Source organism: Aquabacterium sp. (genome assembly GCF_036273115.1).
Lineage (GTDB): Bacteria > Pseudomonadota > Gammaproteobacteria > Burkholderiales > Burkholderiaceae_C > Aquabacterium.
Genome location: NZ_DASUIN010000029.1, coordinates 100,004 through 113,599, shown reverse-complemented (window position 1 = coordinate 113,599; position 13,596 = coordinate 100,004). Strand labels below are relative to the sequence as shown.

General features: G+C 60.7%; 11 protein-coding genes and 6 tRNA genes. 13 read left to right on the top strand and 4 right to left on the bottom strand.

Going from position 1 to position 13,596, the window contains the following annotated elements; genetic code table 11:
• From accD to VFW72_RS13435, 13 genes are all read left to right on the top strand, one after another.
• Positions 1-876 carry an acetyl-CoA carboxylase, carboxyltransferase subunit beta gene (gene accD, locus VFW72_RS13495; protein ID WP_329674818.1) on the top strand — a complete coding sequence of 292 codons (876 nt, stop codon included), beginning with the start codon at positions 1-3 and terminating at the stop codon, positions 874-876.
• A 96-nt stretch (positions 877-972) separates the two neighbouring features.
• Positions 973-2,334, top strand: coding sequence for a bifunctional tetrahydrofolate synthase/dihydrofolate synthase (gene folC / locus VFW72_RS13490; protein WP_329674817.1), 1,362 nt, complete (start codon positions 973-975; stop codon positions 2,332-2,334).
• A 96-nt stretch (positions 2,335-2,430) separates the two neighbouring features.
• Positions 2,431-3,150 (top strand): SPOR domain-containing protein, encoded by a 720-nt coding sequence (locus tag VFW72_RS13485; RefSeq protein ID WP_329674816.1) that lies wholly within the window; start codon positions 2,431-2,433, stop codon positions 3,148-3,150.
• Positions 3,151-3,165: 15 nt separating this feature from the next.
• Positions 3,166-3,690 carry a CvpA family protein gene (locus VFW72_RS13480; protein ID WP_329674815.1) on the top strand — a complete coding sequence of 175 codons (525 nt, stop codon included), beginning with the start codon at positions 3,166-3,168 and terminating at the stop codon, positions 3,688-3,690.
• Between the two features lie 34 nt (positions 3,691-3,724).
• Positions 3,725-5,251 (top strand): amidophosphoribosyltransferase, encoded by a 1,527-nt coding sequence (gene purF / locus VFW72_RS13475; protein ID WP_329674814.1) that lies wholly within the window; start codon positions 3,725-3,727, stop codon positions 5,249-5,251.
• Between the two features lie 25 nt (positions 5,252-5,276).
• A complete protein-coding gene (locus tag VFW72_RS13470; protein ID WP_329674813.1) occupies positions 5,277-6,563 on the top strand; it encodes an O-succinylhomoserine sulfhydrylase in 1,287 nt (428 codons plus the stop codon).
• Complete coding sequence (gene gltX, locus VFW72_RS13465) at positions 6,560-7,966, top strand: glutamate--tRNA ligase (RefSeq protein WP_329674812.1); 1,407 nt, start codon at positions 6,560-6,562, stop codon at positions 7,964-7,966. The genes VFW72_RS13470 and gltX overlap by 4 nt, the downstream gene beginning before the upstream one ends.
• Positions 7,967-8,094: 128 nt before the next feature.
• Positions 8,095-8,170, top strand: a tRNA-Ala gene (locus tag VFW72_RS13460).
• Between the two features lie 77 nt (positions 8,171-8,247).
• A tRNA-Glu gene (locus VFW72_RS13455) sits at positions 8,248-8,323 on the top strand.
• Between the two features lie 49 nt (positions 8,324-8,372).
• A tRNA-Asp gene (locus tag VFW72_RS13450) sits at positions 8,373-8,449 on the top strand.
• Positions 8,450-8,547: 98 nt separating this feature from the next.
• A tRNA-Ala gene (locus tag VFW72_RS13445) sits at positions 8,548-8,623 on the top strand.
• A 51-nt stretch (positions 8,624-8,674) separates the two neighbouring features.
• Positions 8,675-8,750: transfer RNA gene (locus tag VFW72_RS13440), tRNA-Glu, on the top strand.
• 50 nt (positions 8,751-8,800) lie between these two features.
• Positions 8,801-8,877: transfer RNA gene (locus VFW72_RS13435), tRNA-Asp, on the top strand.
• Positions 8,878-9,000: 123 nt separating this feature from the next.
• Here the strand turns inward: VFW72_RS13435 and VFW72_RS13430 are convergent.
• The 4 genes from VFW72_RS13430 to VFW72_RS13415 all read right to left on the bottom strand — a co-directional run bounded on the left by VFW72_RS13430 (position 9,001) and on the right by VFW72_RS13415 (position 13,594).
• Positions 9,001-9,690, bottom strand: coding sequence for a PepSY-associated TM helix domain-containing protein (locus tag VFW72_RS13430; RefSeq protein ID WP_329674811.1), 690 nt, complete (start codon positions 9,688-9,690; stop codon positions 9,001-9,003).
• Positions 9,687-10,406 carry a DUF4198 domain-containing protein gene (locus VFW72_RS13425; RefSeq protein WP_329674810.1) on the bottom strand — a complete coding sequence of 240 codons (720 nt, stop codon included), beginning with the start codon at positions 10,404-10,406 and terminating at the stop codon, positions 9,687-9,689. Before VFW72_RS13425 ends, VFW72_RS13430 begins: the two co-directional genes overlap by 4 nt.
• 18 nt (positions 10,407-10,424) lie before the next feature.
• Positions 10,425-12,560 carry a TonB-dependent receptor gene (locus VFW72_RS13420; protein ID WP_329674809.1) on the bottom strand — a complete coding sequence of 712 codons (2,136 nt, stop codon included), beginning with the start codon at positions 12,558-12,560 and terminating at the stop codon, positions 10,425-10,427.
• A 125-nt stretch (positions 12,561-12,685) separates the two neighbouring features.
• A complete protein-coding gene (locus VFW72_RS13415; protein WP_329674808.1) occupies positions 12,686-13,594 on the bottom strand; it encodes a DMT family transporter in 909 nt (302 codons plus the stop codon).
• Between the last annotated feature and the right edge of the window lie 2 nt (positions 13,595-13,596).

Here is a 13,596-nt window from a genome sequence, read left to right as displayed (position 1 = left end):
ATGAGTTGGCTTGAAAAACTCCTGCCTCCCAAGATTCAGCCGACCGATCCGGCTGAGCGCCGTTCGGTGCCGGAAGGGCTGTGGGTGAAATGCCCCTCGTGCGAAACGGTTCTGTACAAGAACGATCTGGAAGCCAATCTGAATGTGTGCCCGAAATGTGCGCACCATCATCGCATTGGTGCCCGCGCGCGTCTCGATGCCTTCCTCGACGCCGAAGGTCGCTTTGAAATCGGGCAGGAAGTGCTGCCGGTTGATGCCCTGAAGTTCAAGGACAACAAAAAGTACACCGACCGCCTCAAGCAAGGCATGGAAGCCACCGGCGAAACCGACGCTCTGGTGGTGTTGGGTGGCTCGGTTCACAGTGTGCCGGTTGTGGCTGCTTGCTTCGAGTTTGATTTCATGGGCGGCTCGATGGGCTCGGTGGTGGGTGAACGCTTCGTGCGGGGCGTGGAGGCCGCTGTAGACCAGAAAATGCCGTTCGTGTCCTTTACGGCCACCGGCGGTGCCCGCATGCAGGAGGGCTTGATGAGCCTGATGCAGATGGCCAAGACGAACGCGGCTTTGACCCGCCTGGCGCGAGCCAAGTTGCCCTACATCAGCGTGCTGTCTGATCCCACCATGGGGGGGGTGTCGGCGTCGTTTGCTTTCGTGGGCGACGTGGTGATTGCAGAACCCCGCGCGCTGATCGGCTTTGCCGGTCCCCGTGTGATCGAAAACACGGTTCGTGAGAAACTGCCCGAAGGCTTCCAGCGTGCCGAGTTCCTTCTGCAGAAGGGCGCGATTGACATGATTGTGGATCGTCGGGAGCTGCGCATGACCATTGCTCGCCAATTGGCCATGTTGCTGCGCCAACCGGCTGACGCCGTGGTCGCCTGAATCAGCTGATTCGGCCGTCAAGCGGGCTGCTCTGGGCAGCCCGTTTTGTTTCGCCGCCTTGTTTTGCCGTTTTGCTTCGTTCCGAGCCTCTGTCCCATGTCTTCCTCACCTCTTTCTGATCATTCCCCTCTGGCTGACTGGTTGGCCCATTGCGAGCGATTGCACCCCGTGGGCATTGATCTGGGCCTGGAGCGCGTGTCGCAGGTGTGGCAGCGCATGGGGGTGGTGCTGGGTACGCCCCTGGGCCAGGAGTCTGTCGATGGCGCCCCGGTCGTGTTCACTGTGGCAGGCACCAATGGCAAAGGCTCCACCTGCGCCATGCTGGAATCCATTCTGTTGCAGGCGGGGTTCAAGGTCGGGGTTTATGGTTCGCCGCACCTTGTTCATTTTGAGGAACGCTGCCGCCTCATGGGTGTGCCCTGCAAGGCCGAAGACCTGGTTCCGCATTTCGCCAAAGTGGAGCACGCTCGCAGTCAGACCGGGTTGACCTATTTTGAGTTCACCACGCTGGCCATCCTCAGCTTGCTGGCGGCCTCCGGGCTCGATGCGGTCATTCTGGAAGTGGGCTTGGGTGGGCGTCTGGATGCGGTCAACATCATTGACACCGACTGCGCCATCGTCACCAGCATCGACCTCGATCACATGGACTATCTGGGGCCAGATCGTGAGTCGATTGGCCGGGAAAAGGCCGGCATCATGCGCGCGGGGCGTGCTGCGGTGGTGTCAGATCCCCAGCCGCCCGCGAGCATTGCGGCACATGCGGAATCGATTGGCGCTGATTTGTGGCTATTCGGACGCGATCACAACTATGCCGGTGACCGTCAGCAGTGGTCCTGGGGGGGGCGTTCCAAGCGCTTCAATGGCATGGCATACCCTTCTTTGCGTGGCGCCAACCAGTTGCTGAATGCATCTGGCGTGCTCGCCGCACTGGAGGCCATGCGGCATCGCTTGCCGGTGGCGGCTCAGGCTGTTCGTACCGGCCTGGCAACGGTCGAGTTGCCCGGGCGCTTTCAGATCATCCCCGGGCAGCCCACCTTGATTCTGGATGTGGCTCATAACCCCCATGCCGCCGCCACTCTGGCCGTCAATCTGGACCAAATGGGCTATTTCCCGCGCACGTTTGCAGTCTGGGGTGCCATGGCCGACAAGGATGCAGCGGGTATGGTCGGGAAGTTGCTGCCCATGGTGGATGCTTGGTACTGCTGTGATCTGCCAACCCCGCGTGCTGCCACGGCGGCGCAGTTGGCTGACACCATTAAGCAGGTTCGGGCGGCGGGCTCCAGCCTGACGGCGCCTGCGGCAACCACCTTTACCCATCCTGATCCCATGTCGGCGCTCAAGGCGGCGCTGGCTGCGGCCAGCCCGGAAGATAGAATCGTGGTCTTTGGGTCGTTTTTCACCGTGGGTGGGGTGCTGCATGAGGGCTTGCCCAAGCTCAACGCGCCTCATTTGAAGTAATCCACCTTCCAAGCCTGCATTTCCAGCATGCCTTTGCCATCCTTTCTTCAGCGCTTATTTCAGGGGGCAGCCGGTCGACGACCTGGGGCTGAACCTGTGTCAGTTTCGGCGGCCGACGTCGAAGCCGTGCGGGTGCGAGCACGTCGTCGCTTGATTGGTATGGCCGTGCTGGTTGGGGCAGGGGTCATCGGTTTTCCTTGGTTGTTTGAAACCAAACCTCGCCCCATGGCCATGGACATTGAAGTGGTTCAGCGCGGTGCCTCGGCGGCCGTGGTCGCCACAACGACACCCAAGCCAGGGGTGCAGGCTCAGGTCAAGTCGGTGCAAGAGGCGCATCCAGACGAGCAAGAGGAAGTGCTCGACGACAAACCTGTGAGCCAACCTGCAGCGCACACCGCTGCGGCTTCGAAGGCACCCGAGTCGCGATTGGCTGAAGGCAAAAAACCGGTGGAGTCGACCAAGGACGCGAAGGAGTCCAAGGATAAGGATGCGGCCAAGGACAAGGCCGCCAAAGACGGCAAGGACAAAGATGCCAAGCCCGCCACCAAAGTGGCCACGGCAGGCGACAAGCCTGCCAGTGCGGCTGCGGTGCGTTACGTGATTCAGATCGGCGCGTTCTCTGACCAGCCCACCGCACGCGAGGCTCGTATGAAAGCCGAACGCGCCGGGCTCAAGACCTATACCCAGGTCATCGGCACCGATGCCAACCGCAAGATTCGAGTTCGCTTGGGCCCGTTTGAGGACAAGGCCGCGGCGGACAAGGCCATGGCTGCTTTGCGCAAGGCGGGCTTGACCGGCTCCGTGCTGACCTTGTGAGGGGCCTGAGCAAGCATGCCCGTGTCTGAAGCTGGAGCCGAAGCCTGGACCCTGATCGACCTGGTGTTCGGGTTGGGGTTGTTGGTGTCCATGCTGGTGGGGGCTTGGCGTGGGCTGGTGATGGAAGTCATGGCCTTGCTGGCCTGGTTGGTGGGCTACTTTCTGGCCCAGTGGTGGGGTGCCGACATGGCTCTGCACGTGCCAGTGGGACAACCCGGTTCAGCCATCAACCGGGCTGCTGGCATGTTGGTCGTGTTTGTGTTGACATGGGTGGGCTGGGCCTTGGTGGCTTGGGCTGCCGGAAAAATCATCCGTGCGTCGTCCCTCAGTGGGGCCGATCGCACGTTGGGGGCGGTGTTTGGGTTGTTGCGCGGGGTGCTGGTCGCCCTGGTCGTGACCACGCTGGTCGGCCTGACGCCCCTGGCAGAGTGGAATGTGTGGCAGTCGTCACGCTCGGTCGATTGGCTGAACGTGTTACTGAGAGGGTTAACCCCTTTGTTGCCCGAGCAAGTGGTCAAATTCTTGCCCGAGCAATCCTGATCGGATTTTGAGCATTGTTTTGAAGAGGTGAACCATGTGCGGCATCGTCGGAGTGATTTCCAAGACGCCAGTCAACCAACTGATCTATGACGCGCTGTTGCTGCTGCAACACCGCGGTCAAGATGCAGCCGGGATCGTCACGGCCGGCCCAGACGCGCACGGCCGCAAGTTCTTCATGCACAAGGCGCGTGGCATGGTGAAGGATGTTTTCCGCACCCGCAACATGCGTGCGCTGCCCGGTACCGTCGGTCTGGGCCAAGTGCGCTACCCCACCGCTGGCAATGCGTTCAACGAAGAAGAGGCTCAACCCTTCTATGTGAACGCGCCCTTTGGTCTGGTGCTGGTGCACAACGGCAACCTGACCAACGCCCACTCTCTGCGCAAGGAGCTGTTCGACATCGACCGTCGCCACCTCAACACCGACAGCGACACCGAAGTGCTGCTCAATGTGTTTGCGCACGAACTGGAGTTGGCCGGGCGTGAGTTGCCTCTGACGCCTTCTGCCGTGTTCAAAGCCGTGCGTGCAGTCAACAAGCGCATCAAGGGTTCGTATGCGGTCATCTGTCTGATCGCCGGCTACGGCATGGTGGCATTCCGCGACCCGTTCGGCATCCGCCCCCTGTGCCTGGGCGAGGCTGATCTGCCTGAAGGCCGTGAAGTCATGGTTGCCAGCGAATCGGTGGCCTTGGAAGGGACCAGCCACCGCTTCGTGCGCGATGTGCAACCTGGCGAGGCCCTGTTCATTGACCTCGACGGCGTCGTGCATGCTGAGCAGTGCGCCGACAACGCTGTGCTCAACCCTTGCATGTTCGAGTACGTGTATCTGGCTCGCCCCGATTCCGTCATCGATGGCGTGTCGGTGTACCAGGCGCGTCTGGAGATGGGTGAGACTCTGGCTCAACGTGTCATTTCCAAGCTGCCGCCTAACGAGATCGACGTGGTCATTCCGATTCCGGAATCCAGCCGCCCCTCGGCCATGCAATTGGCGCAGAAGCTGGGCAAGCCATACCGCGAAGGCTTCGTGAAGAACCGTTACGTGGGTCGTACCTTCATCATGCCGGGGCAGTCCGTGCGCAAGAAGAGCGTGCGTCAGAAGCTCAATGCCATTGGGCTGGAGTTCAAGGGGCGCAATGTGCTGTTGGTCGATGACTCCATCGTCCGCGGCACCACCTCCAAGGAAATCGTGCAGATGGCGCGTGAAGCCGGTGCCAACAAGGTCTATCTGGCCTCTGCTGCGCCTCCCGTGCGTTTCCCCAACGTGTACGGCATCGACATGCCCACCAACACCGAGTTGGTCGCTCACGGTCGCACCGAGGAAGAAGTGCGTCAGATCATTGGTTGCGATGCCTTGATCTATCAGGACGTCAACGCCATGAAGAAAGTCGTGGGCAATCTCAATCCTGCCATTGGCGGATTTGAAGCGTCGTGTTTCGACGGCGTGTACATCACCGGCGACGTGACGGCAGCCGACTTCGCGGCGATCGAAACCCAGCGACGTTCACAAAAGGGCGAAGACGAAGCTGACGGCTCGCGCCTGGCCCTGCGGAACTCGGTCGAGTGATCACCGTTCATTGTGGAGCCCACTGATGGCCTCGTCTGATTCCAAAAAGCGGCTGCCTCGCAAGGACTTCCCAGAAGGCGTGCACATTGAAACACTGGCCGTACGTGAAGGCTTGCCTGCCACACCTTGGGGAGAAAACTCCGAGGCGCTGTTCCTGACCAGCAGCTTCAATCACCCGGATGCGGCCACCGCAGCGGCACGCTTTGCCAACGAGGAAGAAGCGTTTGTCTACACACGCTTCACCAACCCCACCACGATGATGTTCGAGCGTCGTCTGGCGGCGCTCGAGGGCACAGAGGCGGCCATTGCCACGGCCAGCGGGATGAGTGCGATTCTGCTGTTGGTCATGGGGCTGCTGAAGGCGGGTGATCACATCGTTTGTTCGCAAAGCGTGTTCGGCTCCACCATCACCTTGCTGGCCAACCAGTTCGGCAAGTTCGGGGTCGAAACCACCTTCGTGTCGCAAACCGATGTGCAGCAGTGGCGTGACGCCATGCGGCCCAACACCAAGCTGCTGTTTGCTGAAACCCCCAGCAACCCGTTGACCGAAGTGTGTGACATCGCCGCTTTGGCCGAGATCGCGCACGCCCATGGCGCGCTGCTTGCAGTGGACAACTGCTTCTGCACCCCTGCGCTGCAAAAGCCGGTTGACATGGGGGCAGATCTGATCATCCATTCGGGCACCAAGTATCTGGACGGGCAGGGACGAGTCCTGGCCGGCGCCATCTGCGGCCCCGACGCCATCATCAATGGCCCGCTCATGACCACCCTGCGCGGCGCCGGCATGACGCTGTCGCCATTCAACGCCTGGGTCGTCCTCAAAGGTCTGGAAACGCTCTCCATCCGCATGGCCGCGCAGAGCGACAACGCACTGAAGCTGGCCCAGTGGCTGGAGGCGCAGCCGGCCGTCGACAAGGTTTACTACCCAGGTCTGCCCAGCCATCCCCAGCATGCCCTGGCCATGAAGCAGCAAAACGGCATTGGTGGTGCGGTGGTGTCATTCACCGTCAAGCCTGCTGCGGGCGATGTCACCGTGAAAGGCCCTGCCACGCTGAGCGAAGACGCTTTGCGTCTGCGTCAGGCCGCGTTTCACGTGATCGACCAGACCCGCTTGTGCTCGATCACATCGAACCTGGGCGACACCAAAACCCTCATCACCCATCCTTCCAGCACCTCGCACGGTCGCCTGACTGAAGAGCAGCGACTCGCCGCAGGCGTGACCCAAGCCATGATCCGCGTGGCCGTGGGCCTGGAACACATTGACGACCTCACCGCCGATCTGGCGCGTGGCCTCGACTCCCTGAACGTATGACTCAAGTTCGCACCCGCTTTGCCCCGTCTCCCACGGGCTTCATCCACCTGGGCAACATCCGCTCGGCCTTGTACCCATGGGCGTTTGCTCGAGCCAACCAGGGCGTGTTCATTCTTCGCATCGAAGACACCGACGTCGAGCGCTCTTCGCAAGAGGCGGTCGATGTCATTGTGGAAGGCATGAAGTGGCTGGGCCTGGACCACGACGAAGGCCCGTTCTTCCAGATGCAGCGCATGGACCGCTACAAGGCTGTGCTGAAAGACATGCTGGACAAAGGCTTGGCCTACCCTTGCTACATGAGCACGCAAGAGTTGGATGCACTGCGCGAGCGCCAGATGGCCAACAAGGAAAAGCCCCGTTACGACGGCACTTGGCGTCCTGAGCCTGGCAAGACCTTGCCGCCCATCCCCGAAGGCGTCCAACCGGTGATCCGCTTCAAGAACCCCATCGGCGGTTCCGTGGTGTGGGAAGACAAGGTCAAGGGGCGCATCGAAATCAGCAATGACGAACTGGATGACCTGGTCATTGCTCGCCCCGACGGTACGCCCACCTACAACTTCTGCGTCGTGGTGGACGACATGGACATGGGTATCACCCATGTCATTCGCGGTGACGACCATGTGAACAACACGCCGCGCCAGATCAACATCTTGCGCGCCATGGGCATGGAGCCTCCGGTTTATGCCCACTTGCCCACCGTGCTCAACGAGCAGGGCGAGAAGATGTCGAAGCGCCATGGCGCCAAGGCCGTGACGCAGTACCGCGATGAAGGCTACCTCGCTGACGCCGTGGTGAACTACCTGGCTCGACTGGGCTGGAGCCACGGTGATGACGAAATCTTCTCGCGTCAGCAACTCATCGAATGGTTCAACCTGGATCATCTGGGCAAGAGCGCTGGCCAGTTCGACGAAGCCAAGTTGCGTTGGGTGGCCCAGCAGCACATGAAAATGGCCGACGACCAACTGTTGGCCAGCCTGGTGCGAGAGCAGTTCTCGCGTCGTGGTGTGACATTGCCTGCTGTGTTGCAATCAGGCGACACGCTGCCCGCGATGTGCGGCTTGTTCAAGGACCGCTGCTCGACCACGGTGGAGCTGGCTGACTGGTTGTCGATGTACGTTGGCGACGTCGCGCCCTCTGCGGACGAACTCGCAGCGCAGTTGAACGATGCCAACAAGCCTGCGCTGGCCGCACTCGCTTCTCGACTGGAAACCGTGGCCTGGGAGAAGGGCGCCATCAACCAGGCGATCAAGGACACCATGGGCGAGTTCGGCTTGAAGATGCCGCAAGTGGCTATTCCCGTGCGTTTGCTGGTGTGCGGTCGCGCCCAGACACCGTCGGTGGATGCCGTTCTGGCCCTGTTCGAGCGCGACGTGGTGTTGCAACGTTTGAAGAAAATTGCGTGACACTTGCCAAAAGCTAAAAAAACGTTATATACTTTCAGTCTCGCTTGAACGACGCTTTGTTTAAACGACAAAGCAGCCGGGCAACCCGAAGCCTAAAGACGAAACTAAACAGTCGTCAAAAAGCCAAAGGGGGTATAGCTCAGCTGGGAGAGCGCTTGCATGGCATGCAAGAGGTCAGCGGTTCGATCCCGCTTACCTCCACCAAGCAACCAAAAGTTGCATCGGTGGTCTGGTTGCAGAGTTGCCAAGTAAAGCGTCGATCAGGTTGTATGAAGGATTCAGTCCCCTTCGTCTAGAGGCCTAGGACACCACCCTTTCACGGTGACTACAGGGGTTCGAATCCCCTAGGGGACGCCAAGTTTGACGGCACTTGGGTTGAGCAATCAACCAAAGTCGTTACCGACGCGGAGTGGTAGTTCAGTCGGTTAGAATACCGGCCTGTCACGCCGGGGGTCGCGGGTTCGAGTCCCGTCCACTCCGCCAAGCTCTTTAAACGGGCCTTGCTGGTGACACAGCAAAGTCCAAAACAAACAGTCTCGGTGCCAGTTTGGCAACCTGCCGTGGTTCGCAAGAAGCGCGATGGGGGTATAGCTCAGCTGGGAGAGCGCTTGCATGGCATGCAAGAGGTCAGCGGTTCGATCCCGCTTACCTCCACCAATCTGGGTGGCGTCAAGTTGGTAGAGAGACTGTTTGAATGTTGTAGTTTGAGTCCCCTTCGTCTAGAGGCCTAGGACACCACCCTTTCACGGTGACTACAGGGGTTCGAATCCCCTAGGGGACGCCAAGTTTTGACGGCACTTGGGTTGAGCAATCAACCGAAGTCGTCACCGACGCGGAGTGGTAGTTCAGTCGGTTAGAATACCGGCCTGTCACGCCGGGGGTCGCGGGTTCGAGTCCCGTCCACTCCGCCAAAATGCAAAACCCTGATGCGAAAGCATCAGGGTTTTTTGCTTTTTGAAGCACGCAATTTGCGAAGGCAAAGAGCCCAAGAGCCCAAGAGGCCAAGCAGCTTCTTGGGGGATCAAGATGTCGCGTCACAGCGACAAGGCCGCACCCACCAACAAGCCGGTCAGTGGAATGCCGCACAGCGTGATCGCCATCAGCCGTGTCCCATGCAAACGAGACCACATCAGCAGGCCTGTGATGGACAGCATGATGAGGCAACCTGCAATGGAGTCGGCGGCCAGAATCCACACGGGGTGAACGCCTTGGGCCATGTGCAAGCGGGTCAGGGTGTAGAACACGTTGCCATCTTTGCGTTTCAAGCTCACAGCGCTGTTGCCCACCCAGTATTCGGCCGCGATGCTGCCTTTGGGCCCCGAGTGATTGAATTCCCAGCGTTCGGGTTGCTGCAAAGTGCCAGCACCCCAACTGACAGGCCGTGCGGCTTGGCGCTCTATGCGGAATTGATCCGGGCGGAGATCCAGGCTTGCGGCCAGCCACGTCCGCATGGCTTCCTGCGAGGCTGAATGCGGTTCGGTGATCTGGATGGTCATTTCACTGGGGGTGGTTTGCGCCAGCGGCAACTTCATCACCGCCCTGTGGTTGAGCAAGATGCCGGTGGCGCCGAACAGCAAGCCCAGTACGCCGCCCCATAGGCCACACCAGGCATGGGTGCGGCGCAGCCAGCGCAGCACCTCTGCTCGGCGCCACTTTGCGGGCAGAAAGAGTGGACCTGCCGGCAGAGGCCCGCGTGGCAGGCTTTTCGGTGCGGTCGTGTTCACTGCATGTCGCCTTGTTTGCTCAAGACCTTGGGGGCGGCCTTGCTTGCCAGATAGGTCAGGGTGGCGCGGTGCCGTTTGGCCTGATATGGCTTGCCTTCGTATTCGCCGCTGCCCGCTTCCAAGTGAATGACCTGAACGATGTATTGGCCGGCCCACGGCAAGGGAAGTTCAACCGTGCCAGTAGGGTCGGTTCGCCCTTCTTGTGCCCAGGTATTAGGTGCCACGATTTTCACTGCAGCTTTGGGCAGAGGCTGGCCCCGGAAATACACGCGGAACTGACCCCGTTGCGCCAAGGGCAGGATGTCCAAAGTCATAGCGGGTGCGTCAGCTTGTACGTTCCGAGGCTGGTAGCGGGCGTAGAAGTAGGGTTTGACCATGCCGATGCCTGAGGCCGTCCAGTCCTTCACCCCCACGGCAGACTCTTCTACCACCAAGGGCCGCGGGCCCGCTTCAAGGGGGGCGAAGGCAAAGCCATCGGCTTGCTTGTGCAAGGCCACAGGGGCCGCACTTTTGCCAGTCAAGACTTGCGCTTGGGGGCTAGGGATCTCGTCGAGCCGGCCGGGAGAGCGCTCGCGAGCCGCCTCCTCATATTCGCCGAAATAGACCTTGGCTTGCGTGCCGTTGGGCTCAATCCAAAGGTAGTGTGCGTTGACCGCCGGGGCGGCTGCGAGGGTGGTGAAAGCGGCCAAGGTGCTGCAAAGCAGGAGGTGTTTCATGATGGGGCTCCTTCGGTGTCAGAAGCGCACGCGAGCGGTCAAGAATGCGCTGCGGCCTTCGCCTGGCAGGGCGCCGCTGAAGGTGGCGTTGGTGTAGTAGGTGCGGTCGGTCAGGTTGCGCAGGGCCAGGTTCACGTCCCACGATTTGGTTTCATAGAACAGTTGGCCATCCACCACGACGTAGGAAGGCGTGCGGTACACGTTCAAGGCATCGGCATAGGAGGCGCCTTTGTAGGTCAAACCACCACCGAAGCCGAAGCCGCGCAGAGTCGCTTCTTGCAGACGGTATGCCGCCCACAGGCGTGCCGCCGTGTTGGCCACACCCGTGGGGCGTTTACCCGAGATGCTGGCGTTGGTGATGCCGAGTTGGGCGTTGGATGCGAGGGAGGTGGAGGTGGTCTGAACGTCTTGCACCACCAAGTTGGCAGTGGTGGTCAGCCCCGCTACGGGGTGTGCGGTCAGGTCGAGTTCCAGGCCGGTGGTTTCGTCGCTGCCATCGGGGGTGGGATCCGTGGCGCCGGGAAGGGTGATGTAGTAGTCCTTGCGCTGGGTTTTGAACAGGGCAGAGGTCAGGTCCAATTTGCCTTCCAACCACGACAGCTTGGCCCCCAGTTCAAACTGGGTTGACCCTTCTGGCTGCACCGTGCGACGGTCGGCGGAGGAGCTGATTTTGCTGGGTTCGGTGGACAGGTTGACGAACTTACCATTGGACCAACCTGCGTAGAGCGAGGTGGTGGTCGATGGTTGCCAGACGGCACCCAGGGAGCCTGTGGTGAAGGACACCGTGTCTTTCACGGTGCGAAGGGCGCCTGCCTGGCTTCCGTCGTCTTCTACCTTTGATTGTTCGGTTCGCAGGCCTGCTCGAACCTTGAACTGCTCGCCAAATGCGATTTGATCTTGCGCGTACAGGGCCCAGCCGCGTGCGCTGAGGGTGCGGTCAAATCCTTGGGATGCGACGGCGGTGGTGGGCAAGGTTGCTTCAGGCACGACGGGGTTGTTGATGTCGGTGATGCTGGGCAGGTTGTAGCCAATCCGTACAGTGTCAACGTGGGTGTTTGTGAGCTCAATGCCACCCAGCAATGTGTGCTGTGCGCTTGGGCCGCCCGTTTTCCAGATGACTTCGTTTTGGAAGTTCAGGTATCGGGCGTCATCCGTCTGGCGACGCACGTTGCGACCGGTCATGTCATCTGCCGTGTTGCCGGGGTTGCCGCCCGCGTTGCGAACCATGTCCAATGTGCGGCGATCTTGAATCAATGCCGTGCGCACAGTCAGGCCATTGAATTGCAGCCATTCATGTGCGAGGGTCAGGCGATCGATGTTTTGCTTGCTGTAGTTGAACGGGCTGTAGTACTTGGCCTCGCGCGAGACCGGCACGATGTTGCGGCGAACGTCGAAAGGCAGGCCGTAGTTGTCAGGGGTGATTTCCAGTTCGCGGTGGTCGTAGTCAATGGTCAGTGCGCTCGATTCGTTGATTTGCCAGGCGAACGAGGGCAGTACCTCGGTGATTTTGCGAGACAGGTTACGCCAACCGTCGGTTTTCTCGGTGTTGACAATCAGGCGGCCACTGAGTTGGCTGGAGATGGGTCCGGTCACATCGGCGGTGGTGTTGTAGGTGCCGAAGCTGCCCACGGTGGCGCTCAGTTCGGCGCCGAAGGTGCGTCTAGGCACTTTGGTGACGACATTGATGGTGCCTCCAGGTTGGCTCGCACCATACAAGGCCGAGCCTGGGCCTTTGAGTACTTCGATGCGGTCGACATCGGCAAAGGTGCGCCAGTAGCCGTTTTGCGAGGTGCCGTCGGAATAGCCGTCGCGCAGGAAGCGCATGGCCTGGCCTCGAATGGCGTAGTTGTTGGCAAAGCCATACCCACCGCCCATCACGGGTTGCACACCGCTGACGTTGGTCATGGCCTGGTTCATGTCGGTCACGCCCTGGTCGCGCATGATTTCCTGGGGCACGACGACGACCGATGCGGGGAGGTCTCGAATGGGGGTGTCGGTCTTGCTGCCGGTTTGCGCAGAATCTTTCAGACTACCGGGCAGCGTGGCATTGCTTTTGACCACCACAGAAGGCAAGGTGGCAGACTGCTCTTGCACCTCAGTGGCCCAGGCCGATGAGACGGCAACAGCCAATACGAGCAGGGGGAATCGACGCATCACAACCTCAATGTAAATTTGGATTGCTAATTGTATTGCGAATGATTCGCATTTGAATTGATGGACGTCAATTCGCTGGGGGCATTCGATTTCTGAGTGGGATGCAGATCAGGGTGCGGGGCGAGTCAACCCGCACGATTGGACAGTTGGGTGCCTGTCACGATGATGGCGGTGCACACCAGCATGTCCCAGGAAACGCTTTCGTTCAGGAAGAGCCAGCCCCACAACATGCCAAAGATGGGGATTAGAAAGGTGACGGTCAGGGCCCGGCTGGGGCCGATTTCACCGATCAATTTGAAGAACAGCAGGTAAGCCCAGGCGGTACACAAAACGGCCAGTCCCGCCAGGGCGCCCCATACGGATGCGGGGACGGCGCTCCAGGCGTGCGGGGTGCCCGAACTCAACCCCGCCACGGGCTGCGGGCCCAGCCACAGGGCCGGGCCCATCAACACGGCGCTGGCCGCGACCAGGCAGCCGGTGGTCACCACCACCGGAGGCAAGGCAGACAGGTGGCGTTTGCTGTGATGTACGGCAATACCGTACATCAGGGTTGAGCCAAGGGCCAGGCACACGGCAGCCCAGGGGGTGTGGCCGTCAAGCGGGGTGTGGGTCAGCGACAGCCAGGCCACGCCCCCAAAGCCCAGGCCTAGTCCGATGGCGCGCCAGCCGCTCAGTTTTTCGCCAATCCAGAGCCAACCGACCAATGCCCCCCACAGCGGCGAGGTCGCGTTGAGAATGGACAGCATGCCCGCAGGCATGGCGCGCGCGGCCTGACTGAGCCCCATGAAGGGCAAGACGCATGACAGCAAGCCCGATACCAGCAGGGTGGGCCACAGGTCTTTGAGTTGTTGCCATTGCGCACGTCGCAGCGCAAATCGGAGTGCAAATGGCAGCAAGACCAGCGCGGCCAGCGTCACACGAAAAGCGGCGACGGCTACGGGCCCGACGGTGGGGGCAGCCAGGCGCAAGAACAAAAAGGAGGCGCCCCAAACGGCCGCCAACAGGACCATTTGGGCGTGATGAGCCAATCGCATGG